This is a genomic window from Morganella sp. GD04133 (assembly GCF_029835375.1).
Classification (GTDB): domain Bacteria; phylum Pseudomonadota; class Gammaproteobacteria; order Enterobacterales; family Enterobacteriaceae; genus Morganella; species Morganella morganii_B.
Genome location: NZ_JAODZS010000014.1, coordinates 69,499 through 95,249, shown reverse-complemented (window position 1 = coordinate 95,249; position 25,751 = coordinate 69,499). Strand labels below are relative to the sequence as shown.

At 53.7% G+C, this 25,751-nt stretch carries 24 protein-coding genes; 14 read left to right on the top strand and 10 right to left on the bottom strand.

Annotation, left to right across the window (positions count from 1 at the left end):
* Positions 1-96 precede the first annotated feature (96 nt).
* Together N7387_RS08805 and N7387_RS08800 are read right to left on the bottom strand one after the other, a co-directional pair.
* Positions 97-1,257: a YbfB/YjiJ family MFS transporter gene (locus N7387_RS08805; RefSeq protein ID WP_279798237.1), complete on the bottom strand. Its 1,161-nt coding sequence runs from the start codon at positions 1,255-1,257 to the stop codon at positions 97-99.
* Between the two features lie 78 nt (positions 1,258-1,335).
* Positions 1,336-1,461, bottom strand: coding sequence for a hypothetical protein (locus N7387_RS08800; RefSeq protein ID WP_262882370.1), 126 nt, complete (start codon positions 1,459-1,461; stop codon positions 1,336-1,338).
* Between N7387_RS08800 and moeA the strand changes: the two genes are divergently transcribed.
* Complete coding sequence (moeA, locus tag N7387_RS08795) at positions 1,460-2,710, top strand: molybdopterin molybdotransferase MoeA (protein WP_279798236.1); 1,251 nt, start codon at positions 1,460-1,462, stop codon at positions 2,708-2,710. The genes N7387_RS08800 and moeA overlap by 2 nt on opposite strands.
* Positions 2,710-3,483, top strand: coding sequence for a molybdopterin-synthase adenylyltransferase MoeB (moeB, locus tag N7387_RS08790; RefSeq protein ID WP_279798235.1), 774 nt, complete (start codon positions 2,710-2,712; stop codon positions 3,481-3,483). Before moeA ends, moeB begins: the two co-directional genes overlap by 1 nt.
* Here the strand turns inward: moeB and codA are convergent.
* Entirely contained in the window at positions 3,440-4,744 is a 1,305-nt protein-coding gene (gene codA, locus N7387_RS08785; protein ID WP_279798234.1) for a cytosine/isoguanine deaminase, read from the bottom strand. The genes moeB and codA overlap by 44 nt on opposite strands.
* A complete protein-coding gene (gene codB / locus N7387_RS08780) occupies positions 4,737-5,984 on the bottom strand; it encodes a cytosine permease (protein ID WP_004241678.1) in 1,248 nt (415 codons plus the stop codon). Before codB ends, codA begins: the two co-directional genes overlap by 8 nt.
* Before the next feature lie 692 nt (positions 5,985-6,676).
* Here codB and N7387_RS08775 point away from each other — a divergent pair.
* Both N7387_RS08775 and N7387_RS08770 read left to right on the top strand, forming a co-directional pair.
* Positions 6,677-8,029 carry an APC family permease gene (locus tag N7387_RS08775; protein ID WP_279798232.1) on the top strand — a complete coding sequence of 451 codons (1,353 nt, stop codon included), beginning with the start codon at positions 6,677-6,679 and terminating at the stop codon, positions 8,027-8,029.
* A 27-nt stretch (positions 8,030-8,056) separates the two neighbouring features.
* Positions 8,057-9,778 (top strand): amidohydrolase, encoded by a 1,722-nt coding sequence (locus tag N7387_RS08770; protein ID WP_279798231.1) that lies wholly within the window; start codon positions 8,057-8,059, stop codon positions 9,776-9,778.
* A gap of 56 nt (positions 9,779-9,834) precedes the next feature.
* Here N7387_RS08770 and N7387_RS08765 read toward each other — a convergent pair whose 3' ends face one another.
* Both N7387_RS08765 and N7387_RS08760 read right to left on the bottom strand, forming a co-directional pair.
* Positions 9,835-10,296, bottom strand: coding sequence for a GNAT family N-acetyltransferase (locus N7387_RS08765; protein ID WP_279798229.1), 462 nt, complete (start codon positions 10,294-10,296; stop codon positions 9,835-9,837).
* Between the two features lie 12 nt (positions 10,297-10,308).
* Complete coding sequence (locus tag N7387_RS08760; protein ID WP_072871103.1) at positions 10,309-10,884, bottom strand: TIGR00730 family Rossman fold protein; 576 nt, start codon at positions 10,882-10,884, stop codon at positions 10,309-10,311.
* A gap of 248 nt (positions 10,885-11,132) precedes the next feature.
* On the opposite strand from N7387_RS08760, the gene rhtA reads away from it, so the two are divergent.
* From rhtA to N7387_RS08745, 3 genes are all read left to right on the top strand, one after another.
* A complete protein-coding gene (rhtA, locus tag N7387_RS08755) occupies positions 11,133-12,032 on the top strand; it encodes a threonine/homoserine exporter RhtA (protein ID WP_279798228.1) in 900 nt (299 codons plus the stop codon).
* A gap of 157 nt (positions 12,033-12,189) precedes the next feature.
* Positions 12,190-12,693: a DNA starvation/stationary phase protection protein Dps gene (gene dps, locus N7387_RS08750; RefSeq protein WP_262860831.1), complete on the top strand. Its 504-nt coding sequence runs from the start codon at positions 12,190-12,192 to the stop codon at positions 12,691-12,693.
* A gap of 333 nt (positions 12,694-13,026) precedes the next feature.
* Positions 13,027-13,731 carry a fimbria/pilus periplasmic chaperone gene (locus N7387_RS08745; protein WP_279798224.1) on the top strand — a complete coding sequence of 235 codons (705 nt, stop codon included), beginning with the start codon at positions 13,027-13,029 and terminating at the stop codon, positions 13,729-13,731.
* A 16-nt stretch (positions 13,732-13,747) separates the two neighbouring features.
* Here N7387_RS08745 and dinG read toward each other — a convergent pair whose 3' ends face one another.
* Positions 13,748-15,856 carry an ATP-dependent DNA helicase DinG gene (gene dinG, locus N7387_RS08740; RefSeq protein WP_279798223.1) on the bottom strand — a complete coding sequence of 703 codons (2,109 nt, stop codon included), beginning with the start codon at positions 15,854-15,856 and terminating at the stop codon, positions 13,748-13,750.
* Positions 15,857-16,043: 187 nt separating this feature from the next.
* Between dinG and N7387_RS08735 the strand changes: the two genes are divergently transcribed.
* Entirely contained in the window at positions 16,044-16,193 is a 150-nt protein-coding gene (locus N7387_RS08735) for a hypothetical protein (protein WP_004235712.1), read from the top strand.
* A gap of 32 nt (positions 16,194-16,225) precedes the next feature.
* Entirely contained in the window at positions 16,226-17,065 is an 840-nt protein-coding gene (gene sseA / locus N7387_RS08730) for a 3-mercaptopyruvate sulfurtransferase (RefSeq protein WP_279798220.1), read from the top strand.
* 56 nt (positions 17,066-17,121) lie between these two features.
* Here the strand turns inward: sseA and N7387_RS08725 are convergent, their stop codons facing one another.
* The 3 genes from N7387_RS08725 to rhlE all read right to left on the bottom strand — a co-directional run bounded on the left by N7387_RS08725 (position 17,122) and on the right by rhlE (position 19,758).
* The gene (locus N7387_RS08725; RefSeq protein ID WP_045138128.1) at positions 17,122-17,370 is read right to left on the bottom strand and encodes a GlsB/YeaQ/YmgE family stress response membrane protein; all 249 of its coding nucleotides are present in this window, start codon (positions 17,368-17,370) and stop codon (positions 17,122-17,124) included.
* An 84-nt stretch (positions 17,371-17,454) separates the two neighbouring features.
* Positions 17,455-18,399, bottom strand: a complete 945-nt coding sequence (gene dusC / locus N7387_RS08720) for a tRNA dihydrouridine(16) synthase DusC (RefSeq protein ID WP_279798218.1) — start codon at positions 18,397-18,399, stop codon at positions 17,455-17,457.
* Between the two features lie 12 nt (positions 18,400-18,411).
* Entirely contained in the window at positions 18,412-19,758 is a 1,347-nt protein-coding gene (gene rhlE, locus N7387_RS08715; RefSeq protein ID WP_025153404.1) for an ATP-dependent RNA helicase RhlE, read from the bottom strand.
* 214 nt (positions 19,759-19,972) lie between these two features.
* On the opposite strand from rhlE, the gene cecR reads away from it, so the two are divergent.
* The 5 genes from cecR to N7387_RS08690 are packed head-to-tail and all read left to right on the top strand — an operon-like array spanning position 19,973 to position 25,692.
* Entirely contained in the window at positions 19,973-20,659 is a 687-nt protein-coding gene (gene cecR / locus N7387_RS08710; protein WP_279798217.1) for a transcriptional regulator CecR, read from the top strand.
* A gap of 38 nt (positions 20,660-20,697) precedes the next feature.
* Positions 20,698-21,696 (top strand): secretion protein HlyD, encoded by a 999-nt coding sequence (gene hlyD, locus N7387_RS08705; RefSeq protein WP_279798216.1) that lies wholly within the window; start codon positions 20,698-20,700, stop codon positions 21,694-21,696.
* A 9-nt stretch (positions 21,697-21,705) separates the two neighbouring features.
* Entirely contained in the window at positions 21,706-23,451 is a 1,746-nt protein-coding gene (locus N7387_RS08700) for an ATP-binding cassette domain-containing protein (RefSeq protein WP_279798215.1), read from the top strand.
* Positions 23,448-24,584 carry an ABC transporter permease gene (locus N7387_RS08695; protein ID WP_279798214.1) on the top strand — a complete coding sequence of 379 codons (1,137 nt, stop codon included), beginning with the start codon at positions 23,448-23,450 and terminating at the stop codon, positions 24,582-24,584. The genes N7387_RS08700 and N7387_RS08695 overlap by 4 nt, the downstream gene beginning before the upstream one ends.
* A gap of 10 nt (positions 24,585-24,594) precedes the next feature.
* On the top strand, positions 24,595-25,692 hold the full coding sequence (locus N7387_RS08690; RefSeq protein WP_279798213.1) for an ABC transporter permease: 1,098 nt from the start codon (positions 24,595-24,597) through the stop codon (positions 25,690-25,692).
* The last annotated feature ends 59 nt before the right edge of the window (positions 25,693-25,751 follow it).

The following is a 25,751-nucleotide window of genomic DNA, read 5'->3' as shown; positions in this document are numbered from 1 at the left end:
AAATAATAATGAATTCTATTTTATTATTACACGCAAATAAATCAGCGAAGAGAATAATCCTCTTGCTGATTTATTTATAATATATTATTCAAATTATTAACTACTGCGATCACGAAAAACCAGCAAACCAGCGATAATCAGTGCCGCACAGGCGACCCACAGTGCCGGTTCCAGCTTACCGGTAAAATACGCGGAGACAGAAGATACCAGCGGGCCGCCAAGCTGCCCGACCGCATACCAGGTGGTCAGCAATCCGGCCATATAACGACCGTGTTCCGGTGCCAGTTCATGCCCGCACTGGAACGCCAGCTGTACCGCAGCCATCAGGCCGCCGCCGACCAGAAAGGCACTGACTGCCAGGCCACTGATCCCGGGCATGACTTCCGCCGCCAGAATGCCCGCTGCCTGTGCCCAGAGGGTGATTGCCAACCGCCGCTGCGGCGTAAAAAAATGCCGCGCGGCAATGGCAGCCACGATACCGGCGACCGCCGCTATCCCGAATACCGGCCAGACAAACTGAGCAAACAGGCTGCCGGGGAAACGTGCTGCCGCCATTTGCGATAAAAACGTGGCAGGCAGAATATAGCCGAATCCGGCCAGTGCATAACTCCATAATAAACGGCGGATTTTCGGGGTCATCCGCGGTTTGCTGTGCGGGGGATTGCTGCTGCTCAGCTCCCCCGGACGCGGCAGATAGCGGCTGACATACAAACTGAATACCAGCGCTGCCGCGCCGTAGATCCACCAGCCCTGTGAGGCGGTCAGTGATAAGCCCTGAATACCGATGGCCGCCAGTCCGCACAGCAAAATCCCGGTGCCGGTGCCGCCGTAAACCGCGACACTCAGTGCCGGACGATTGAGTTTTGCCAGTGCGTCATTGGTCCAGGCAGCCGCTAACACCAGTGTCCAGCCGCTCGCCCAGCCGATAAAAAACCGTGCGATACTGTGCAGCACCGCGCCGGAAATCACCGCTGACAGCAGTGTGATAATCACCGCGCCCCATAACCCGGCCCACAGCCGCAGCTCAATACCGCGTTTTGCCCGCATGGCATCAAAGGACCCGGCAAGATAACCGAGGTAATTCCAGGCAGCTACAATACCGGCAGTTGTCAGGTCGAGCTGGTGCTCGTCAATCATCAGCGGCACCTGCGGGGTAAAAGCAAAGCGCCCTATTCCCATGGCGACCACCAGCGCAAGAAAACCACTGACGGCAATATGAAGCGCCGTTGTCTGACGGGCGGAGTGAGATGTCGTCATATGAAATGCAATATGTTAATAATTTGTAACTTTGTTATACCAAAAGAAGCCTTTAAAATGCAATAATGACTTCCGGAATCAGATCTGTCGCTCACGCTTTTGTGCCACATCATTCAACTTGTTCTGTAAGTCTGCCATAATGCCCTTCTCTTTATTATCCGTTTTATCTGCGCCCAGCAGGCGCCGGGAGTGAAACAGCATCATGGCTAATCCGACAGAAAGTTACACCTCTTCGTTAATCTCTTTACAGGAAGCACTGGATAAGCTGCTCGCGACCCCGACCGCGATCACCGGTACTGAAACGATCGCGCTGACCGATGCCGCCGGGCGGATCACTGCCTCCCCTGTTATTTCGCCTATCAATGTACCGCCATTTGATAATTCCGCAATGGATGGTTACGGGTTTCGCCTGTCCGATTGGGACGGAAAAACCCCGCTGCCGGTTGCCGGTCGCGCACTGGCGGGTGTGCCGTTTAAAGGTGAATTACCGGCCGGACAATGTGTCCGTATTATGACCGGTGCCCCGGTACCAACGGGTGTGGATACTGTGGTGATGCAGGAAGAAGCGGAAGTATCGGATGCGGGGATCACCTTTACCGCCCGGATTACCGCCGGGCAGAATATCCGCCGTGTTGGTGAGGATATCGCACAACACAGCGAAGTCTTACCGGCAGGCACCAAACTGGCTGCCGCCCAGCTTCCGCTGATCGCCTCACTGGGTCTGGCGGAACTGTCCGTGGTACGCAAACTGAAAGTGGCGGTGTTCTCCACCGGTGATGAGTTACAGGCTGTCGGTCAGCCGCTGGGTGACGGACAGATTTATGATACCAACCGCTTTGCGGTGCGTCTGATGCTGGAAAAGCTCGGCTGTGATGTGATTGATCTCGGCGTGATCCCGGATAATCCGGACATTCTGCGTGCCACCTTTGAGAAAGCCGATTCACAGGCGGATCTGGTGATCAGCAGCGGCGGCGTGTCTGTCGGCGAAGCGGATTACACCAAGCAGATTCTTGATGAGATCGGCAAAATTAATTTCTGGAAACTGGCGATCAAACCGGGCAAGCCATTTGCTTTCGGTAAGCTGAATAACGCCTGGTTCTGCGGTCTGCCGGGCAACCCGGTTTCCACCACCGTCACCTTTTATGAGCTGGTGCAGCCGCTGATCGCCCGCCTGTCCGGTTTCAGTCAGTGGCAGCCGCCGATGCGCTTTAAAGCCGTGACCACCACGCCGCTGAAAAAATCCGCCGGTCGTCTGGATTTTCAGCGCGGTATTGCCGGTGTGAATGAACAGGGTCAGATGGTGGTCAGAACCACCGGCGATCAGGGCTCACATATTTTCAGTTCATTCAGCCTCGCCAACTGCTTTATTGTACTGGAGCGTGAGCGCGGCCCGGTTGCCGCCGGTGAAACTGTTGAAATCGAATTTTTTAATCATTTACTGAAGAACGACTGATGGCGACTGAACCCGGACATATTGAGCTCAGTGATGAAGAAACACTGCGTTATAACCGTCAGATCGTGCTGCGCGGCTTTGATTTCGATGGTCAGGAAGCGCTGAAAGCCGGACGTGTGCTGATCACCGGCCTCGGCGGACTCGGGTGTGCAGCGGCACAGTATCTGGCAGCGGCGGGTGTCGGGCATCTCACCCTGCTGGATTTTGATACCGTGTCGCTCTCCAATTTGCAGCGTCAGATCCTGCATACCGATGCCCGTATCGGGATGGCAAAAACAGAATCCGCCGCGATAGCGCTGAAAGCGGTTAATCCGCACTGTCATACCGAAATGGTCACCAAACAGCTGGATGATGATGAGCTGACCGCGCTGATTCAGTCTCACCACGTGGTGCTGGACTGCACCGATAATGTCGCCGTCCGCGAACAGCTGAACCGCGCGTGTCATCAGCTGAAGATCCCGCTGGTGTCCGGTGCCGCTATTCGTATGGAAGGACAGATTTCTGTCTTTACCTGGCAGGAGGGCGAACCCTGTTACCGCTGTCTGAGCCGGTTATTCGGGGAGAACAGTCTGACCTGTGTGGAAGCGGGTGTGATGGCACCGCTGGTCGGCACCATTGGCACCCTGGAGGCGATGGAGTGCATCAAACTGCTCACCGGCTACGGGCAGGTGAGCAGCGGAAAAGTAGTGCTGTTTGATGCAATGCGCATGCAATTCCGCACCATTAATCTTAAGCCGGATCCTCAGTGCGAGGTGTGCGGCTGTAACGGATAGTCTCCGGTTTCTCCAGATGGATCTGTGTGACGGCAGGCTGTGTTTCTGCTATCACACGACCGTCACGGACAGAGTAACGCACCGGCACCTGACGGCGGACAGCATCAAACCCGTTTTCCGCCGGCAGGATCAGCAGGCTGGCGCGTTTGCCTTCAGCCACACCGTAATCCTGTAAATTCAGGGTGCGCGCACTGTATTCCGTGATCAGTTTCAGCCCGTCATTAATCTGACCGTACCCCATCAGCTGACAGACATGCAGCCCCATATGCAGCACCTGAAGCATATTGGCGGTGCCCAGCGGATACCACGGGTCAAACACGTCATCGTGACCAAAGCAGACATTAATGTCCGCCGCCAGCATCTCTTTGACACGGGTGATCCCGCGACGCTTCGGATACGTATCAAAACGCCCCTGTAAGTGAATGTTCACCAGCGGGTTCGCCACAAAGTTAATACCGGACATTTTCAGCAGACGGAACAGACGGGAGGTATAAGCCCCGTTATACGAGTGCATCGCCGTGGTGTGGCTGGCGGTAACACGTGCCCCCATTCCCTCGCAGTGTGCCAGCGCGGCAACCGTTTCCACGAAACGGGACTGTTCATCATCGATTTCATCACAGTGTATGTCGATCAGGCGGTCATATTTCTGTGCCAGCGCAAAGGTTTTGTGCAGGGATTCCACCCCGTATTCACGGGTAAATTCAAAATGCGGGATAGCCCCCGCCACATCCGCGCCCAGACGCAGCGCCTCTTCCAGCAGAGCCTCACCGTTTGGATAGGACATAATCCCTTCCTGCGGGAACGCAACAATCTGTAAATCCACCCACGGCGCAACTTCCTGCTTCACTTCCAGCATCGCTTTCAGTGCAGTCAGGGTGGCATCGGAGACATCAACGTGGGTGCGGACATGCTGGATACCGTTGGCAATCTGCCATTTCAGGGTCTGCCAGGCACGGGTTTTCACATCGTCGTGCGTCAGCATCGCTTTGCGTTCTGCCCAGCGTTCAATGCCTTCAAATAAGGTACCGGACTGGTTCCACGCCGGTTCCCCGGCGGTCTGGGTGGTATCGAGGTGAATATGCGGCTCGACAAACGGCGCGGTGACCAGGCCGCCTTCGGCGTCCAGGCTCTCCGGCAGTGCTTCACCCTCCGGCTGCGGCACAATCGCGGTAATTCGCTGATTATCGATATCGATACGCCACAGGCCAGCACGATCCGGCAGACGGGCATTAAAAATATGTTTTACGGTTTGATTAAGCACGGGTCATCTCCGGGTTGGTTGTACGACGACGGTTAAGTAACGGATTGAGGACAGCATAGCTTAATGCCCCGCCGAGAACTGCATTCACCGGCACAATCCCCGGCAGCCAGTGCCCGGCAATCACACCTGCCGCCACCGCCAGCAGTGCGCTGACATTCACATCACGCATTTTGCTGCGGTCAAAGGTTTCATAACGGTGACGGTACATCAGGTAATCGGCAATAATAATGCCCCCGATTGGCGGGATAGCAGCGGATAAGAAGGTCAGCCAGCCGACAAAATTATTGTAGAGCCACAGGGCGCACAGTGTGCCGATAAGCCCGTTGACGATAGATAAGGTTTTGCTGGAAAGCCCGGTAATATTGGCAAACCCCAGGCCGGAGGCATAAAGCGCGTTATCATTGGTGGTCCAGATATTCAGACCGAGAACGATAATTGCCGGTAATAACAGCCCCTGAGCAATCATCACATCAGAGATATCCGCCATACCGAGAGATGCCGCCCCGGCGGCACCGAAGATAAACATCAGTGAGTTACCGAGGAAGAACGCGATAATCGCCACCAGCACCGCAATTTTCGGTTTACGGCCGAAGCGGACAAAATCCGCTGTCAGCGTACCGGCACTGACAAACGAACCGACCACCATGGCAAGCGCCAGATTAAAATCAATCGGCTGTGCCGGGATCACATCACGCAGTGCGCTCATGCCGCCCATCCCGGTTACCGCGAGGTAAACCGAGTAACTGCCGAGAATAGCAATCGCCGGCACTGCAATCACCGACAGTACGGTCAGCGCAGAGATGCCGAAGAAAACGGTAATAGTCATCAGCACCCCGGAGATGCCGATCAGCCAGTTGATATCCCAGCCCGTTGCTTTGCCGACCGGAATGGCAAACATGGCCACGCCGACACCGAACCAGCCGACCTGTGTGCCGCCGAGTAAGAATGAAGGGAGCCAGGAGCCTTTAATACCGAAGGAGTAACGCGCGAGAAGATGGGTTGTTAAGCCGGTTTTGGAACCAATGAAACCAAGAAAAGCGGTGTAGACACCAAGAAGAAGATTACCGATAAGAACTGCGAGGAAGAAATCATTAAAACTGAGACCGGTACCGAGAGCACCTCCGGTCCACATACTGGCGGAAAAGAAGGTCAAACCCAGCATTACAAAGGTTAATGCCAGCCCGCCTTTCCGCGCGGATATGGGCACAGGCCCATGACTGTAATTTTTATCCCCGGACACAATTACCTCCTGTTGCTTTTCTCAGGCCAAAAAAATCTGACGAATTCTATAGCCGCCAAAAACAAAAGCAAACGATTTCGTTCACACTTTAAGAGAATTAACGCATCGTTAATATCCCGGTAAAAACGCATTTTGACCAAACGAACAGGACAAACATGCAGAGAAATCGTTCCTGATTGCTGTACCCGTTATTGTCAGACAGAGAGGCCACACCCGTTATCATGACAGGAACACAACGTGTGATTACTTTATCTTTATTTATCGGTTACCCGCCGTTTATTACGTTATGTCACGTAATGTATTGCCAATAACATTAATTTATTAAATGAAACAGATATTGCATTGAATTTATTGAAAAATATACCCGATACCGATGTTTTCGGTATCACTGATAACAGGCCGGAAAAGCACGACCGGTAAGGAGGGTTTATCCTTGTCATTATCCTGTTCAACTTTTATTGCCAAATACAGATAACTCATATATTGTACGCCGCCTGCATTTACCCCAGCGTGTGGTGATGGCCCGTTTATCACTGACGTTTCAGTAAAGTGCGCACGATGCAGACGCAAGGTGCGAGGTTTATTGAAAATAAATGCAGACTGACCGTCATCCGCTGACGGCCGGAAAATAAGTGCTGTGCTGGGACGCCATGTCCGCGGCATGTTTCAGGCTATTGGGAAGGGCTGTAAAAATGCAACAGAATACTGTGCAGATGAAACGCGTCTTAAATACCCCCGCGTTGGTTTTCTTCGGGCTCGCCTATATGGTGCCCCTTGGTATCTTCACGACTTACGGACAGGTTACCGTCCTCAGTGAAGGTCATTTACCGGTTGCTTATATTATTACTCTGACAGCCGTCCTGTTTACCGCACTCAGCTATTGTAAAATGACCAGCACACTGCCGCTGGCAGGCTCTGCGTATTCCTATGTCCAGAAAGTCTTCGGCGGGAATACCGGGTTTCTGGTCGGCTGGGCGCAATTGCTGGATTATCTGTTTCTGCCGATTATCAACTATATCGCCATCGGTATTTTTGTGCATGAAGCCCTGCCGTCGGTGCCGATGGAGCTGATTATCGTCTCCACCATTGTGATTGTCTCTGTGCTGAATATTCTCGGGATCAAGCTGGTCACCTCGATGAATATGCTGATCATTGTGATGCAGCTGATATTTATCGCGCTGTTCCTGTATCTCAGCTTCAGTTCCGCATTCACGCTGGATAAAGAGGCGCTGCTCGCCCCGCTGACGGTGATGTCCGATCAGGTGTCCGGGCTGTTTGCCGGTGCGGCGGTTCTGTGTCTCGCATTCCTCGGGTTTGATGCCATCTCCACCATGGCGGAAGAGACCAAAGACGCCAAACGGGCGCTGCCGAAAGCGATCCTCTATACCGTGTTTATTGCCGGTACGTTGTTTATCATTATCTCTTACGCCGCACATCTGAGCTATCCGGCGTGGCGTGATTTCCTGCCGAACACCGACATCGCCAGTATTCAGGTGATGGAAAAAGTCGGCGGCGCACTGATGGCGTCCTCCTTTATTACCGCCTATGTGATCGGCGTGTTTGCCTCCGCAATGACATCCCAGGCCAGTATTGTGCGGATTTTCTATGCCATGGGCCGTGAAGGAGTGCTGCCGCGCACGGTGTTTGCCCGTCTGCATGCCCGGTTCAACACGCCGGTACTGTCGATCCTGTTTGTTGCCCTCGCCTCACTGATGGCACTGGTGCTCTCCCTGAGCCTGGTGGCGTCCATGATAAGCTTCGGCGCACTGATTGCGTTTACCTTTGTAAATCTGTGTGTTATCAAACACTTTATTATTGACCGGAAAGAACCGCTGACGGCTGCCGTGATCCTGCGCTGTCTGGTGGTGCCGGCGATCGGGGTGCTGCTGACCCTGTGGCTGTGGACCAGCCTGGATGCTCAGGCACTGACTGTCGGCCTAATCTGGCTGGGGATCGGTGTGGTATACCTCGGTGTGATCACCCGCTTCTTTACCCGCCGTCCGCCGTCAATCACGGAAGAAGAAACTCACTTAATTATCAATTAACTCTGTTGATGAGGATTGGAGAGCATAATGAAAATGACTGCCGCTGATATTATTTATCACAACGGTTATATCTATACTGCGGATGCGGAAAACCGCGTCGCCGGGGCCATCGCCATTGCTGATGGTCGTATTCTTGCCTGTGGTGATAATGATGACATGGCAGCATTCCGTGGTGAGCATACGCAGTTTATCGATCTCGATGGCAAAATGATGATGCCGGGGATTATTGATGGTCATATGCACCCGTTCTGGGGCGGTATTCAGCTGTTCGGCTGCCATCTGAATTATGAATCCCTGACCATTGATGAGATCCTCGCCCGTGTGCAGGCGCATCTGGATAATGATCCGCGCACCGGCGAAAACGACTGGCTGAAAGTGACCGCCTGGCTGCGTCAGGGCATGTTACCGGCCGGTATTGATATGTACCGTGAAGATATGGACAAACTCAATACCCGCCGCCCTGTCGTGCTGTTCTCCAATGACTGCCATACACTGCTTGCCAACAGCCGCGCGCTGGAACTGTTCGGGATCACCAAAGAGACCCCGGCACCGAGTGACGGTAAAATCGGCAAACACGCCAATGGTGAACTGAACGGTATCCTTGAGGATGCCCCGGCCATGCGTGCGGCGGACAGTATTCCGTCCATTCAGGCCGACCGTGCGGTAGATGTTGCCCGTCTGGTACAGAAAGTCCTCAATGAACAGGGCGTCACCATGGTCATGGATGCCCGTGTGGCGGAATTACAGCTGGATGCGTTCCGTGCATTACAGGAACAGGGTGAACTGACACTGCGTGTGCAGGCTGCCCGTGAAATCACGCCGGATGATGCGCCGGATGTGGCATCCGTGCCGCAGGCCGTAAAAAACGCGGTTGCCTTTGCAGAGCGTTATCATCAGCCGGACTGGGGCCCGGAGCCGGGCATTGCGGTAAAAAACATCAAAATGTTTGTCGATGGTGTGCTTCAGTTCCCGACCATGACCGCTTCCCTGCTGAAACCATACCGCATCAATCACGGCACCCCGGCACAGCCGGACTGGCGTGAGACAGAAAATTACGGTGATCTCTATTTCACCTCAGAGGTGATCGATGCCCTGCTCGAACGCATTGCCGCAGCCGGGTACGATCCGCATCTGCACACTGTTGGTGAAGGTGCGATTGATATGGTACTCAACGGCATCGAAAAAATGCGGGCTGCGCATCCGGGCAAAGATATCCGTCCGGGACTGGCTCACAATGAGCTGGTGAATGCCAAAGATTACGCGCGTTTCGCCAGACTCGGCACCATCGCCTGTCTCTCTTTTCAGTGGGCGGCACCGACTGCGGAACTGGCAGAATTCACCCGCAATATGATCGGCGAAACCCGTTTTCAGCAACTGGAGCCTATCGGTAAGTTTATTGATGCCGGTGCGGTCGTTGCGTTCGGCAGTGACTGGCCGATTGATGATTTTGATGAATGGTATGATCTGAAAGTGGCCGCCACCCGCCGTGGTCATCCGGTTAACGGTCAGCCTGCACCGCGTCTGGACACTGACCGTGACCTGACTGTCACGGAAGTGCTGCGTGCCGCCACGATTGATTCGGCGTATGCCCAGCACCGGGAAGATATTCTCGGCTCCCTGGAACCAGGCAAACTGGCGGACATGATTGTGCTGGATCGCAATGTGTTTCAGATCCCTGCGGATGATATCGCCAATGTGAAAGTACTGCGCACCATTGTCGGCGGTAAAACCGTTCATCTGACCAACTGACGGTAATCCGCAGCCTGACAAACCAAAACCTCATCCTGCGATGAGGTTTTTTTATCTCAGTGCTTAATCGCCAGGGTGTGGAGCACCGGCTGATAACCTTCGCGTTCATATAAACGCATGGCACCGGTATTTTCCGGCAATACGGACAACTCCAGATGCGTATGGCCCTGTGCCTTTGACCAATCTTTAACGGCATCCAGTAATTTTTTCCCCGTGCCCTGCCCGCGTATCGCCGGATCAACCACAATATCAAAGATATAACCGAAACGGCGCGGCACCACACAGGTATAAGGTGAGGTATCCTGCGTCTGCGCAAAGGCGAACCCGGCGATATGCCCTTCCGTTTCCGCCACCCGCAGACAGAATTTTTCATCTGTCATGGCGTTTTCGATAAATCCGCGATCCTGCTCTGCCGGACGCCAGCGATCCGGCTGATATTCCGCCATCAGCAAAAATAGCTGCTGATAAAGTTCAGCAATACGGTCAGTGTCATTCAGTGTTGCAGGACGGATTATCATACTGTTCTCCGGTTAATCGTAAGTTTTGACCGCCGGTGCCTCATAGTCGCGGAAGCGGCGGATAAGTGCGTTACCGTCCGTTTCGACGATGGCCATATGACGGTATTTTTCCTGCATAAACTGTTCATCGGTCATTTTGCTGATCAGCGACAGCAGCGGGTCATAATAATTATTGATATTCATCAGCCCGACCGGCTTCTGATGCAGCCCGATCTGGCTCCAGGTAAAGACCTCGGCAAACTCTTCCAGGGTACCGAAGCCACCCGGCAGGGCGACAAAGCCGTCCGCCAGTTCAATCATTTTGCTTTTGCGTTCGTGCATGGTGCTGACGCGGTGAAGCTCCGTCAGGTTTTTATGGGCAATCTCCCGCCCTTCCAGCAATGCCGGGATCACGCCGATGGCCTTCCCGCCTTCGCGGAGTACGGTATCCGCCACCGTCCCCATGATCCCCACACTGGCACCGCCGTAAACCAGGGTAATTCCCTGCTCAACCAGAATCCGGGCAAATTTCACGGCCTCAAGGCGGTAAATCTCTGATGCACCCGCTGCTGATCCGCAATAGACCGCAATTCGTTTAATATCCCGCATATCTGCCCTGTCCTTATCGTGATGAAATGAAAAACCGGCAGTCAGTATACGCAAGCGGTCTGAAGATAGCACTCGTCAGATTTTGTTATGTTACCCGGCAATCGCTGTCCGCGGATTAATATCCTCTTAAATCAGTAATTGCTATCCGTCAGCCGCCCCGCTAAGATTGCATGACGAGTGCTGCCTTTTGCATGCAATTCAATATAACTAATTGTCTCACCGCATTTTTATTGCTCCCGAGGTTTTTCATGTCTGCGTCTCCCCGCCAGCAAAATGGTTCTCCGTGGTTACCGATCGGCTTATTGCTGCTGTCGATGATCTCTATTCAGAGCGGCGCCTCACTGGCGAAAACCCTGTTTCCGGTTATCGGTGCCCCGGGGGTGACCGCCCTGCGTTTACTGCTGGGGACGGCGATTCTGCTGGTGATTTTTAAACCCTGGCGGCTGCGTTTTACCCGGGAATCACTGCTGCCGATGCTGGGGTACGGCCTCTCGCTCGGGGTAATGAACTATCTGTTCTATCTGGCGCTGTCCACCATTCCGCTCGGGATTGCGGTCGCTCTTGAATTTACCGGGCCGCTGGCGGTTGCCATGTTCGGGGCACGGAAAATAACGGATTATCTCTGGATTATTCTGGTGATCGCCGGTCTGGCCTTTTTGCTGCCGCTCGGTGAGCAAATCGGGGATCTTGAGCAACTGGACCCGATCGGAATGCTGTATGCCCTGGGAGCCGGTGCGGGCTGGGCACTCTATATTATCTTCGGCCAGCGGGCCGGGCGGTTTTACGGCGCAGCCACCGTTTCGGTCGGCTCGCTTATCGCCGCGCTGATTTTTTTCCCTGTCGGGGCATATCACAGTGATCTCAGTGTGATGTTCAGCTGGGCGGTACTGCCGGTCGGGGTGGCGGTGGCAATCTTATCAACGGCCTTTCCGTATTCACTGGAAATGGTGGCACTGACCCGTCTGCCGACACGGACATTCGGCATCCTGATGAGCCTTGAGCCGGTGATTGGGGCAATGGTCGGGATTATTTTCCTGCATGAGCATCTGTCATTCGCTCAATGGCTGGCGCTGAGCTGCATTGTCATCGCCTCCATGGGCGCGGCACTGACTATCAAACCGAAGTCAAAAATCAAAGCTGTTGAGTAATCACCCGCCATACTGAAGCCGGCCTCGTGCCGGTTTGCCTATCGATTCTATAGTTTTAATCGAATTTAACTATTATCTGCGCTACCCTATAGTAACCCCATCGAAACAGAAATGTTTAACTGAATAATGTTTAACGGAATAAATAAGGGGAACAATAATGAGCACCGCAAAATTAGTGAAAACCACCGCTTCTCACTTAGTGTACACCCGTAACGATGTCACTGATGATATTAAGCAGGAAACCATTGATGAACTGAATCATCAGGTTCTGCAGTTTATCGACCTGTCACTGATGACCAAACAGGCACACTGGAATCTGCGCGGACGCAATTTCATTGCTGTACATGAAATGCTGGACGGCTTCCGCGACAGCCTTAACAGCCACCTGGATACTTTTGCCGAACGCGCTGTTCAGCTCGGCGGTGTGGCACTCGGTACCTCGCAGGCGATCAGTAAAGCCTCGGCTTTACCGGCTTATCCGACTGATATCCACACTGTGCAGGATCACCTGAAAACACTGGCCGACCGTTATGCTATCGTCGCCAACGATATCCGCCGTGCCGTCAGCCGCGTTGAGGATGAAAATACCGCAGATATGTTTACTGCCGCCTCCCGCGACCTCGACCAGTACCTGTGGTTTATTGAAGCCAATATCGAATAAATATCAGAAATACAGCACCGTAACCGGCAGGTTGCGGTCTGAAATTAACATCTCGTGTGTGAGTATGTGTCGCAGACAATAAAAACAGTAAGACTTAGTGAGTCAATCCTACCCTTTATACCGCCTCCGGGCGGTATTTTTTTGCTTATTACTTTTCGGTACTAACGGTATTTAATAATAAAAAAACCGGGAAAACATACGTATTTCAAAAATAAAAAAAACGCATAAAATCAAATGAAATAAAGGGAATACGTTAATACGTAATCATGGCAGGCGATTATCTCAGTAATAATACCTGTCCGTGTATTCCTTCGTGTGCAACGGGGAAATAGAATGAAATCATATCTGTTATTAATTGTGTATTTTATCAGTGCCTTTTCTTTTGCTGACGGTATCAGTGCGAACAGTACACGGTATATTTATCCGGAAGGTGCTCACGACATTACGGCACGGATAAATAATGAATCCGCCACTGCGGCATTTGTTCAGTACTGGCTTGACCCGGGAGATTCCGACGCTCTTCCCGCGAACCTGCCGGTCACGCCATTTGAACTGACTCCGCCGGTTTCACGTATTAATCCGGGAGCGATACAAAATTTACGTATTCGGCTGACAGATAAAAGCAGTATGCCGTCTGACAGAGAAAGTCTGTGGTGGCTGAATGTTCTGGATATTCCGCCGGTCAGTAAAACGGCTTCACCAGAGGCAAAAGATTCCATACAACTTGCCGTCCGTTCACGGTTTAAAGTCTTTTACCGCCCTGCCGGATTAAGTGACAGAAATGCCGCCACACAGCAGGTTACATTTCAGTCCGGCAGTCATTCAATACGGGTCAATAATAATTCGCCGTACCACATTACCATTACTGAAATAACGCTGTCGGATAAAAAACAAATACTGCATAAATCCTTTATGCTGACACCGAAAAGCCGTTCGGAAATTTCGGTAAAAAGAGCCGTTGCACGCGGTGACCATCTGACTGTCAGTAATATCAATGATTACGGCGGTAATGTGACCTTTACCGCCACGGCAGAATAACCGTTATCCGTTTATATTATTTTTCCGGTTCAATATCCGGACGCACAATCGGAAAGACCGGTAATGCATTAAGCAACCTGCTGCCGTACCGTTTGGTCAGCAGGCGCTGGTCATAAATCACGACATCCCCGTGACACTGATGGCTGCGGATCAGCCGCCCGACCTGCTGGATCAGCGTAAATGACGCGCCCGGCAGGCTCTGTATTTCAAACGGATAGCGGTTCAGGGATTTCAGCCAGTCGTTTTCCGTGATAATCACCGGGTTGGTGACCGGCGGAAACGCGATTTTATGGATATGCACCTGAGTCAGGTAATCCCCTTTCAGATCAAGCCCCTCGGCAAAAGAATGCAGGCCGATCAGCACACTGTTCTGCCCGTCCCGGATCCGCTGACAATGCGTTTCCACCAGCCGGTAACGGGGCTGATCCCCCTGCACCAGCAGTTGCAGACGCAAATCCGTCACATGAGTGAGAAACAGATCCATTGCCCGCTGGCTGTTAAACAATACCAGCATACCGCGGTGTTCACCGGACGCCAGCTGTGAACGGAAATAACGTGCCATTTCTCCGATATGTGCGGCTTCATCTGCCGGTGTCGGCTCATAATGCATTTTCGGGATCACCAGCCGCCCCTGACGGCAGTGATCAAACGGGGAATCGAGTGCCACAAAGCGGTCATCGGCCTTTTCACTCAGCCCGGTCATTTCCTGCAACCGGCTGAAACTGTTGAGTGAACGCAGGGTTGCCGAGGTCACCACAATATTCGGCACATTGCGCCATAACAGGTGACCCAGTTGTTCACTGACACGGATGCCCGCACAGTGGAACCAGAGGTGAGACTGATTTTTTTCGTAGCGGCGGCTGAGCCATTTCGAGACCGGCGCGTGTGAAATTTCCGACAGCGCCGCCAGACGCCACAGTTTGGCGCTGTTTTCCAGTGCGCCGAGGAATTTTCCGGCTGTGAGGATAGCCTTGTGCAGACGGACAATATCCTGTTTTGCCGTCTGTTCGTTCAGATCACTGAGTATCCCCTCCACCATGCTGTGCAGGGCATCCGTCTGTTTTGACAGCTGCTGAGCCGCCGCCGTCAGCAGCTCCGGCAGTTCCCCGAGCGGAAACAGATAATGCGGATCCGCCGCCTGCTCCGGCAGCAGCGCCTGTGTGTACATCGCAACATCGCGGTACACATCTGACATCGCATCCAGATGTTTCTGCAGACGGGCACTGTCCGCCAGTTTTGGTGGTTTTACCGGGCGGAACTGTTGCAGATACTGCGTGACAAAGCGGGAAAGGTTATCCAGCTGTGCCTGAAGTGACACCAGCGTGATATCGCCTTCCACTTCCAGAGAATCACGGGCCACATCAGCGATATGGTGACCTTCATCCAGCACCAGCAGCAGTTTTTTGCTTTCCGGCAGAACCGATTCATTTTCCATTGCCGCCATCACCAGCGCATGGTTGGCGACCACCACATCCACACTTTCAATTTCACGCCGCGCCAGGAAAAACGGGCAGCGCGAGTAATACTGGCAATTGCGCCCGAGGCAGCTGAGTTTGTCGGTGCTGATTTTGCGCCACAGACTGTCCGGAATGGAGGTTTTGTGGTGATCGCGCAGGCCGTCCCAGCCGAAAGAAGTAAAATCATTCTGCAGCTGGCGCACGGTATCACGTTCAGAGGCCGTTGCCACATCCGCTTTATCTTCGAGCAGCAGCATCAGGTCAATTTGTTCCCCTTCCGCTGCACCGATCACCGCCATATTGCGCGGACAGACATAGCGCCCGCGCCCGAATGCACCGGTAAAACGCAGATCAGGGATAATTTTTGCCAGCAGCGGCAGATCTTTGCTGTAAATCTGATCCTGCAACGCGACATTGGCGGTGCTGATCACCAGCAGCTTTTGCTGTTCCCGGGCCACTGCAATGCCCGGGATCAGATAAGAGAGGGTTTTTCCCACCCCGGTCGGGGCTTCAATCACCAGATGCCGCCCTTCATCACCCGCCATCGTCCGGGCTACTTCCGCAATCATTTCCCGCTGCGGGGCACGCGGAACAAAGCCGTCAATCTGCGCCGGCAGGGCTTTGTACCAGGCGCTGATTTGTTGTTTGACGGTGGCGGACAGGGGCATCTGAAAAACCTATGGATAAATAAACAGGGGGCTATTGTTTCACACTACAGAAAAAAAATCAGCATATCCGGGCCGTTAGCGCTCATTTTCTGCATACAGTTGCTTCAATAGTTTGTTACAATTAATCAACATGGCCCCCGGATTTGTCCGGCAGACGGGCTCCATCAGATAAGACCAGAATACATCTATGAAGAAATTATTGATTATTTTCATTTTTATTTTTGCCTTCGGCTCCCTCGGCGGCGTTTTTCTTGCCGGAATGAATATGTATAATCGTTCGGTTGCCCCTGAGACTCCATCCACGGCGCAGGAAACGACCACCGGTGAAACCCGGTAGCGCTCTGCGTCCTGCTAACGAGGTTAATTGCGATGTACCGAGACTATTTTGTGACCGCAGACTGGCTGCACACGCACCTGAATGACGACAATCTTGTTGTGCTCGATGTCAGCAAAGCGCCGCCCGGTCAGCCCGCCGATTGCCATCAGTTATGGCTTGAGCGCCATATTCCGGGCGCACACTATTTTGATCTGGACAAAGTCGCTGATCTCTCCTCGCCGCTGCCGCATATGCTGCCGTCACCGGAGGTGTTCGCACAGGCTGCCGGTGAATCCGGGATCGATAATAACACCATGGTGATTATTTATGATCAGGGTAACCTGTTCTCCGCCCCGCGTGCCTGGTGGACACTGAAAACCTTCGGTGTGAAAAATCTGCGTATTTTACAGGGCGGACTGAATGCGTGGGCCGGTGCCGGTTATACCACCGAAAGCGGCGATATCCCGCTGCCGCAGGCGAAAACCTTTGTGCCGGAGTTTCAGCGTCATAATGCGGTAAATAAAGATGATGTGCTGCTGGCGATTACAGACCCGGAAATTCAGATTGTTGATGCCCGTTCTGCCGACCGTTTTCAGGCACTGGCACCGGATCCGCGTCCCGGCGTACGTTCCGGTCATATTCCCGGCAGTTACAATGTGCCGTGGAATACCCTGGTGGAAAACGGGATCTTCAAATCCCCGACGCAGATTCAGCAGATATTCCGTGATGCAGGCGTGGATTTAAGTAAATACCTTGTGGTGTCCTGCGGCTCCGGTATGACAGCCGCCATACTGCTGCTGGCACTGACGCTCACCGGCCATCAGAATGTCCGTCTGTATGACGGTTCCTGGGCGGAATGGGGCGGTTCAGACACCCTGCCGATTGAACCATAAAAAAATGCCGGAGCGCGTCAGCTGCTCCGGCATTTTTTAAATCTGTTATGCGGCTGTCAGCCCGCAAACTTCCCGGCGAGAAACAGCACCACCATCGCACCGATCACAGCGACCACAAAGCTGCCGAAATTAAACCCGTCGACACGCCCCTTGCCGAAGAAAACACTGATATATCCCCCGACAACAGCACCGACAACACCCAGCACAATCGTCATGATAATGCCGATATTATAGGTTCCGGGCATGATCCATTTCGCCAGCACACCGGCGATCAGGCCAAAAATAATCCAGGACAGAAAATTCATCAGCACCTCCTGCTGTATTAACGGGTTAAGAAAAAATCCGGCTCACCTGTCAATTAAAGTGCGATATGGTAAAAAAAGCAAATTTTATACGCTCTGAGCCCGGGCAATAGCCTGTGCAATGGCGGCAGACTCTTTCAGCGGACGGATCACGGCAAAAAGTTCATCCGCTTCCTGCGGATAGGCTTTATGCAGATAGCTGAACCACTGTTTGATACGTGCCACATGGTAGAGCCCGGTATCTCCCTGCTTTTCCAGCTGTGTGTAGCGGTGCAGTAATGCCACCACGTCCGGCCACGGCATAAAGGGCGCATTGTGTTTGACCACCCGGCTCAGGTTCGGCACATTGAGTGCCCCGCGCCCGAGCATCACCGCATCACAGCCGGTCACAGTCAGACATTGCTGCGCACTCTGCCAGTCCCGGACTTCGCCGTTGGCAATCACCGGAATGGCGAGCCGCTGACGGATAGCCGCGATCGCAGGCCAGTCAATCAGATCCGCGCGATAGCCTGCTTCTTTGGTACGCCCGTGTACCGTGATCTCGGTTGCCCCGCCCTGTGCCACCGCATCGGCAATTTCAAACTGATGTGCATTACTGCTCCAGCCGAGCCGCACTTTCACCGATACCGGCAGGTGCGCCGGTATCGCCTCACGGATGGCTTTGGTACCCTGATAAATCAGTTCCGGGTCTTTAAGAAGCGTCGCCCCGCCGCCGCTGCCGTTCACTGTTTTGGACGGGCAGCCGCAGTTGAGATCCACCCCGTGCGAACCGAGTTCCGCCGCCCTCGCGGCATTTTCCGCCAGCCATTGCGGGAACTGTCCCAGCAGCTGGATCCGCACCGGCGTGCCGGATTCGGTCAGGCCGCCGTTTTCCAGCTCCGGACAGAGACGGAAAAACAGTTTCTCCGGCAGCAGCATATCCACCACACGGACAAATTCGGTGATACAGATATCATAGTCATTCACCGCCGTCAGCAGATGACGGACGAGGGGGTCAAGGACCCCCTGCATCGGTGCTAAAAGAACACGCATGAGCCGGTTCCGTTATTTACCCCGGTTACCCCACGGGCTGCCGGAGTCGCTGTTGCCGGAACGCGGTTTGTGCTGACGCGGACGTGACGGGCGTTTGTCGCCGCCACCGCTGTTACCGCGGCCTTCGGCGCTGCGCCCTTGTCCGCCCTGACGCCCGCCGCCGGAACGGCCGTTGCCGCCGCGACCCTGCTTCGCTTTCTGGATAGGCTCGGCTTTGATGGACGGATCCGGATCGTAACCCGGTTCAGCCATCCGCTCGATTTGCTTTTTCAGCAGTTTTTCAATGTCGCGTAATAAATCATGCTCATCGACACATACCAGTGATAATGCCAGGCCGGTAGCCTCCGCACGCCCAGTACGACCGATACGGTGGACATAATCTTCCGCCACATTCGGCAGTTCATAGTTCACCACATACGGCAGCTGCTCGATATCCAGACCGCGCGCCGCGATATCCGTCGCGACCAGTGCGCGGATAGCGCCGCTTTTGAAATCCGCCAGTGCGCGGGTACGTGCGCCCTGGGATTTGTTACCGTGGATAGCGGCAGCTTTGATGCCGCTGCCGTTAAGGAATTCCGCCAGACGGTTGGCACCGTGTTTGGTGCGGGTAAAAATCAGTACCTGCTCCCAGTTATCACGACCAATCAGGTGTGCCAGCAGTTCTGCTTTGCGTTTTTTATCCACCAGGTGAACAAACTGCGTGACCTGCTGTGAGGCACTGTTGCGCGGGGAGACTTCCACCGTCACCGGATTATTGAGAATAGTATTCGCCAGTGATTTGATCCCGTTGGAGAATGTCGCGGAAAACAGTAAATTCTGACGTTTCACCGGTAATTTTTTAATAACACGGCGGATATCATGGATAAAGCCCATATCCAGCATGCGGTCGGCTTCATCCAGCACCAGAATTTCGACTTTGGATAAATCCACGGCATTCTGATGTTCCAGATCCAGCAGACGGCCCGGGGTGGCAATCAGGATGTCCACGCCGCCGCGCAGTTTCATCATCTGCGGGTTGATACTCACCCCGCCGAAGACGACCAGCGAACGGGTGCGCAGATGGCGGCTGTACTCGCGGACGTTTTCGCCGATCTGAGCAGCCAGTTCGCGGGTCGGGGACAGGATCAGCGCGCGTACCGGGCGTCCGCCGCCTTTGCGCGGATTATCCTGTAAATATTGCAGGATAGGTAAGGTAAAACCGGCGGTTTTTCCCGTACCGGTTTGTGCGCTGGCTAATAAGTCATGTCCGGCAAGAACCTGCGGAATGGCCTGCATCTGAATCGGGGTTGGTTGTTCGTAGCCCATCTCTGCGACGGCCTTCTGAATTTCCGGGCATAATGGTAATGATGAAAAACTCATGAATTGTTAAGACTCCGCCCCGGTCTGTTGTCTGCGGGGCCTGCTGATAATTGAATGTCGAAAATTAATCCGTCACTCCGGAAGAAATATCGATAAAATACGTCTGTGATCAATCCGTTGCTTACTGCTCATTTACAACAGATACTGATGAGCATACAGTTAATCATATGATTGATCTCTCGTTTATGCCGACACACCTATAAGGATATACGCCATGTCAGTCAATACGACTAATACGCCGCGAGGCGAACAAGCCAAACTCGCTTTACTGGAAGCCGCTATTGAGATTTTCGGACTGAACGGCCCAAATAGTGCCACTACTCGCCAGATTGCACAACGTGCGGATCAAAATATCGCAGCTATTGCTTATTATTTCGGCTCAAAAGACGGGTTGTATCTGGCCGTTGCACAGCATATTGCCGACATTATCCGTGATGAATTCCGTCCTGTCATTGAAGAAATTGATCTGTTTCTGAAAAACGGGACTGACGAACAGGATGAAAACCGCTGTCTGCAACTGATTGAGCTGAGTTTTCTCGCCTATAATGAACTGGTACTGAAGAAAAGTAACATCAATATCAGCCGGATTATGTCACGCGAACAGTTAATTCCGACCAAAGCTTACACGCTTATCCATGAACAGGCGCTGTCCGCGATTTTTACCCGCCAGGCCAGATTAGTTGCCCGTTATACCGGGCTGCCGGACGGACATATCAATACCCTTATCCACACACACGCCCTGATGGGCGAAATATTGTCTTTCCGTCTGGCACGGGAAAATCTGCTGCGCCAGACCGGCTGGGATAATATCGGGCCGAAAGAGTATGACATGATCAACGAGGTGCTGCGGGAACATATCCGGCTGCTGCTCAGCGGATTACAGCAGCATTACCGGAACTGATACACCACTGTCTCTGATAACTCACCAGGAATCTATTCATGAAGCCAATGAAAAAAACCGGGATACTTATCATTATTCTGCTCCTGCTGGCCGGTGCCGGCAGCTGGTACTGGTGGGAGTCGCGCCCGTCGGGGCCTGCTCTGCTGTACGGTAATGTGGATATCCGGACGGTCAATCTTGGTTTTCGTGTCGGCGGTAAACTGCAATCCCTGAATGCGGATGAAGGGGCGGCGGTTCAGCCCGGTGAGCTGCTCGGTATGCTGGATGATACGCCGTACCGTCACGCCCTGCTGAAAGCGGAAGGGGTGCGGGACAGCGCGCAGGCCGCATTACTGATGATGGAAACCGGCTACCGGCCGGAAGAAATCGCGCAGGCAAAAGCCGATGTTGCCCGTAATACGGCAGCGACGGAATTTGCCCGTCAGTTTTATCAGCGCCAGGCCGGACTGATGAAAAGCCGTGCTATCTCTGCCAATGACCTGGAAAATGCCCGCAATCAGCGTAATCAGGCCGATGCGGCACTGAAAGCCTCACAGGACAAACTGAACCAGCTGGAAAACGGTTACCGCAAAGAAGAGATTGCCGAAGCGCGCGGGCAGCTGAAACAGGCCGAAGCCGCCGTGGAGCAGGCGCAGCTTGACCTGGCGGACACCCGGCTGACCGCACCGGCAGAAGGCACTATTCTGACCCGTGCCATCGAACCCGGCACGATTTTACCGGCAGGCAGTACCGTGTTCACCCTGACACTGACCAATCCGGTATGGGTGCGGGCGTATGTCAGTGAAAGTGAGCTGGGACAGGCACAGCCCGGCCGTAAAGTATTACTGGAAACCGACAGCCGCCCCGGCAAGCCGTATCACGGGCATGTCGGCTTTGTCTCCCCGACCGCCGAGTTTACCCCGAAATCCGTTGAAACCCCGGCACTGCGGACGGATCTGGTCTACCGTCTGCGCATTGTGGTGACGGATGCCGATCCGCTGCTGCGTCAGGGGATGCCGGTCACCGTCCGCTTTGATAATGAAGAACCGCAGCCGTAAGGAGAGACGATGTCAGACATCACTATCTCCCTCAGTGCCGTCGAAAAATGCTTTCCCGGCCTTGATAATCCGGCGGTTAACCGGCTGACCACCACAATTCAGGGCGGCGGTGTGACCGGGCTTGCCGGGCCGGACGGCGCAGGGAAAACTACCCTCATCCGCATGCTGGCCGGCTTACTGAAACCAGACAGCGGGGAAATCCGCGTCGCCGGGTTTGATCCGATTGAAGACAGTGTCGCTTTGCGCGCGCAGCTCGGTTATATGCCGCAGAAATTCGGGCTGTATGAAGATCTGTCCGTGATGGAAAACCTCCGTTTATATGCTGAACTGCGCGGCCTGCCGCACCATGAACAGCAGGCGTTTTTTGACCGCCTGCTGACCTTTACCGATCTGACCCGTTTTACCACCCGCATGGCAGGCAAACTCTCCGGTGGTATGAAACAGAAACTCGGACTGGCCTGTACGCTGCTCGGGCAGCCGCAGGTGCTGTTGCTCGATGAGCCGGGTGTGGGGGTCGATCCTATCGCCCGCCGCGAACTGTGGCGGATGGTACATTCTCTTGCCGATGACGGCATGCTGATCCTCTGGAGTACCTCTTATCTGGATGAAGCGGAGCAGTGCCGTGATGTACTGCTGCTCAATCAGGGAAAAGTGATTTATGAAGGCAAACCGGCACAGCTGACAGAAACCATGGAGGGCCGCTCTTTTCTGCTCTCCGCAGCACCCGGTGAACGCCGCCGCATCTTACAGGAAGCATTGATTCAGCCACAGGTATCTGACGGTGTTATTCAGGGACGTTATGTCCGGCTGATTGTGAAACCGCAGGCCGATACCCGCGCCCTGCTTAGCGCGCTGAAATATCCGGATACCGAACTGCTGCCCGCTAAACCCCGTTTTGAGGATGCATTTATTGATCTGCTCGGCGGCGGCCCTTCTCACCGCTCACAACTGGCGCAGATTATGCCGCAGATCCCGGCGGCACCCGATGAAACCGTGATTGAAGCCGTCAGCCTGACCAAAAAATTCGGCGATTTCGCCGCAACCGATCATGTGGATTTTCAGGTCAAACGCGGGGAAATTTTCGGTCTGCTCGGCCCGAACGGCGCGGGCAAATCCACCACCTTCAAAATGATGTGCGGCCTGATGATCCCCAGCAGCGGCCGTGCCCTGGTGCTGGGACTGGATCTGAAAACCAGCTCAGCCAAAGCCCGCAGCCGCCTGGGCTATATGGCGCAGAAGTTTTCCCTCTATGGCAATCTGACGGTCGCCCAGAACCTGACATTTTTCTCCGGCGTTTACGGGCTGCGCGGCAAAGCACAGCAGCAAAAAATCGATGATATGGTGAATGCCTTTAATTTCACCCCGATCCTGCGCCAGACCACCGAAGATTTGCCCCTCGGCTTCAAACAGCGGCTGGCTCTGGCCTGCGCCCTGATGCATGAGCCGGATATTCTCTTTCTCGACGAACCCACCTCCGGGGTTGACCCGCTCACCCGCCGTGAATTCTGGCTGCATATTAACGGCATGGTGGATAAAGGCGTAACCGTGATGGTAACCACTCACTTTATGGATGAGGCGGAATATTGTGACCGTATCGGGCTGGTTTATCACGGCAAAATCATTGCCGCCGGCACCCCCGATGAGCTGAAAGCCTCGGTGGCGGATGACACCCATCCGGATCCGTCAATGGAAGATGCCTTTATCGGGCTGGTCGAAGAGTATGACAAAAAAACCGCACAGGAGGCGGCATCATGAGCACACCTTCCGGTTTTTCATGGCGCCGTCTGCGGGCGCTGTGCATCAAAGAGAGCAAACAGATTGTCCGCGATCCGTCGAGTGCCCTGATCGCCATTGTGATCCCGCTGATTCTGTTATTTATTTTCGGTTATGGTATCAATCTGGATTCATCAAAACTGCGCCTCGGGATCCTGGTAAATCAACAGAGTGAACCGGCACGGGAGCTGATCTACGCCTTTACCGGCTCTCCGTTTATTGATGCCACCCTCAGTGATAACCGCCGTGAATTAATCGATAAACTCCAGGCGGGGCATATCCGCGGTATTGTGGTGATCCCGGCGGATTTTGACAAACATCTGGCCCGTCAGGGCGATATCGCACAGATTCAGGTGATTACGGATGGCAGCGAACCCAATACCGCCAATTTTGTGCAGGGTTACACTAATGGTATCTGGCAGATCTGGCAGCAGCAACGGGCACAGGACCGGGGGATCAGCAGTGAGCCGCCCATTGATGTCCGGCTGCGTTACTGGTTTAACCCTGCCGCTATCAGTCAGCATTTTATTATTCCGGGGGCTATCAGCATCATTATTACCGTGGTCGGCGCTATCCTGACCTCACTGGTGGTGGCGCGGGAATGGGAGCGCGGCACCATGGAAGCCCTGCTTTCCACACAGGTGACCAAAACGGAATTGTTGCTCTCCAAACTGCTGCCGTATCAGGTGCTCGGCAGTTTTGTCATGGTGTTGTGTATGGTGGTAACCGTGTATGTGCTGGATGTGCCGTATCACGGCTCGCTGTGGCTGCTGGCCCTGGTGACCTCCCTCTATCTCGCCACTGCGCTCGGTATGGGGCTGCTGATTTCCACCGTGACCCGCAATCAGTTTAATGCCGCAATGATCTCCCTGAATGCCGCATTTCTGCCCGCTATTATGCTGTCCGGCTTTGTGTTTGAAATCGACAGTATGCCGGTGGCGATACAGGTGGTGACCTATGTGATCCCGGCGCGTTACTTTGTGGAAAGCCTGCAGACACTGTTCCTGGCGGGTAATATTATGCCGGTGATTATCAGTAACCTGGTGTTGCTGATCCTGTCAGCGATTGTGTTTATCGGCCTGACCGCCCTGAAAACCCGCCGCCGGCTTGATTAAGGAGAAGCGCATGCTCCATCGGATATTCACCTTAATTATCAAAGAACTGCAATTACTTCTCCGTGAGCGGCAGACCCGGACGATTCTGATCGTACCGGTAATTTTTCAGATGATTTTGTTCCCGCTGGCGGCAACGCTGGAAGTCACCAATGCCACTATCGCTATTTATGATGAAGACAAGGGCCCCGCATCCATTGAGCTGACCCAGCAGTTTGCCAAAGCCAGTGCCTTCTCCGATGTGCTGCTGATCCAAAACCGGCATGACGTACAGGATGTGATTGATAACCGCAAAGCCCTGCTGCTGGTGCATTTTCCACAAAATTTCAGTGCGCAGCTCGCCGCACAGAAACCGGCACAGCTGCAAATCCTGCTCGACGGACGAAACTCCAACAGTGCGCAGATTGCCGCCAATTACGTTCAGCAAATCACCGCGCATTACCAGCAGGAGCGGATGCCGCAGGCGGTCACCAGTGAGCTGGTGGTGCGCAACTGGTATAACCCGAATCTGGATTATAAATGGTTTATCGTGCCGTCGCTGGTGGCGTTGATCACCACTATCGGCGTGATGATTGTCACCTCACTGTCGGTTGCCCGTGAACGGGAACAGGGTACGCTGGATCAACTGCTGGTTTCACCGCTGACCACCGGTGAAATCTTTGTCGGCAAGGCCGTTCCGGCACTGATTGTGGCCACGGTACAGGCCAGTATTGTGCTTATAATCGGGATTTTTGCTTACCGCATCCCCTTTTCCGGTTCACTGCTTCTGTTTTATTTCACCATGGTGATATACGGGCTGTCGCTGGTCGGATTCGGTCTGTTAATCTCCGCCCTTTCCGCCACTCAGCAGCAGGCCTTTATCGGCGTGTTTGTTTTTATGATGCCTGCCGTGCTGCTGTCCGGTTATATTGCCCCGGTGGAAAATATGCCGGTCTGGCTGCAACATATCACTTGGGTCAATCCTATCCGCCATTTCAATGAAATCACCAAACAGATTTACCTCAAAGATGCGGATTTCAGTGTTATCCGCCAAAGCCTCTGGCCATTACAGGTGATCGCCGTGACCACAGGAACCGCCGCCTATGCGTTATTCCGGCGAAAAATTGCGTAAATAATAATAAAACTTGAAATTAATATAATTGATTATTTTGACATCTTTATAAAAAAGGT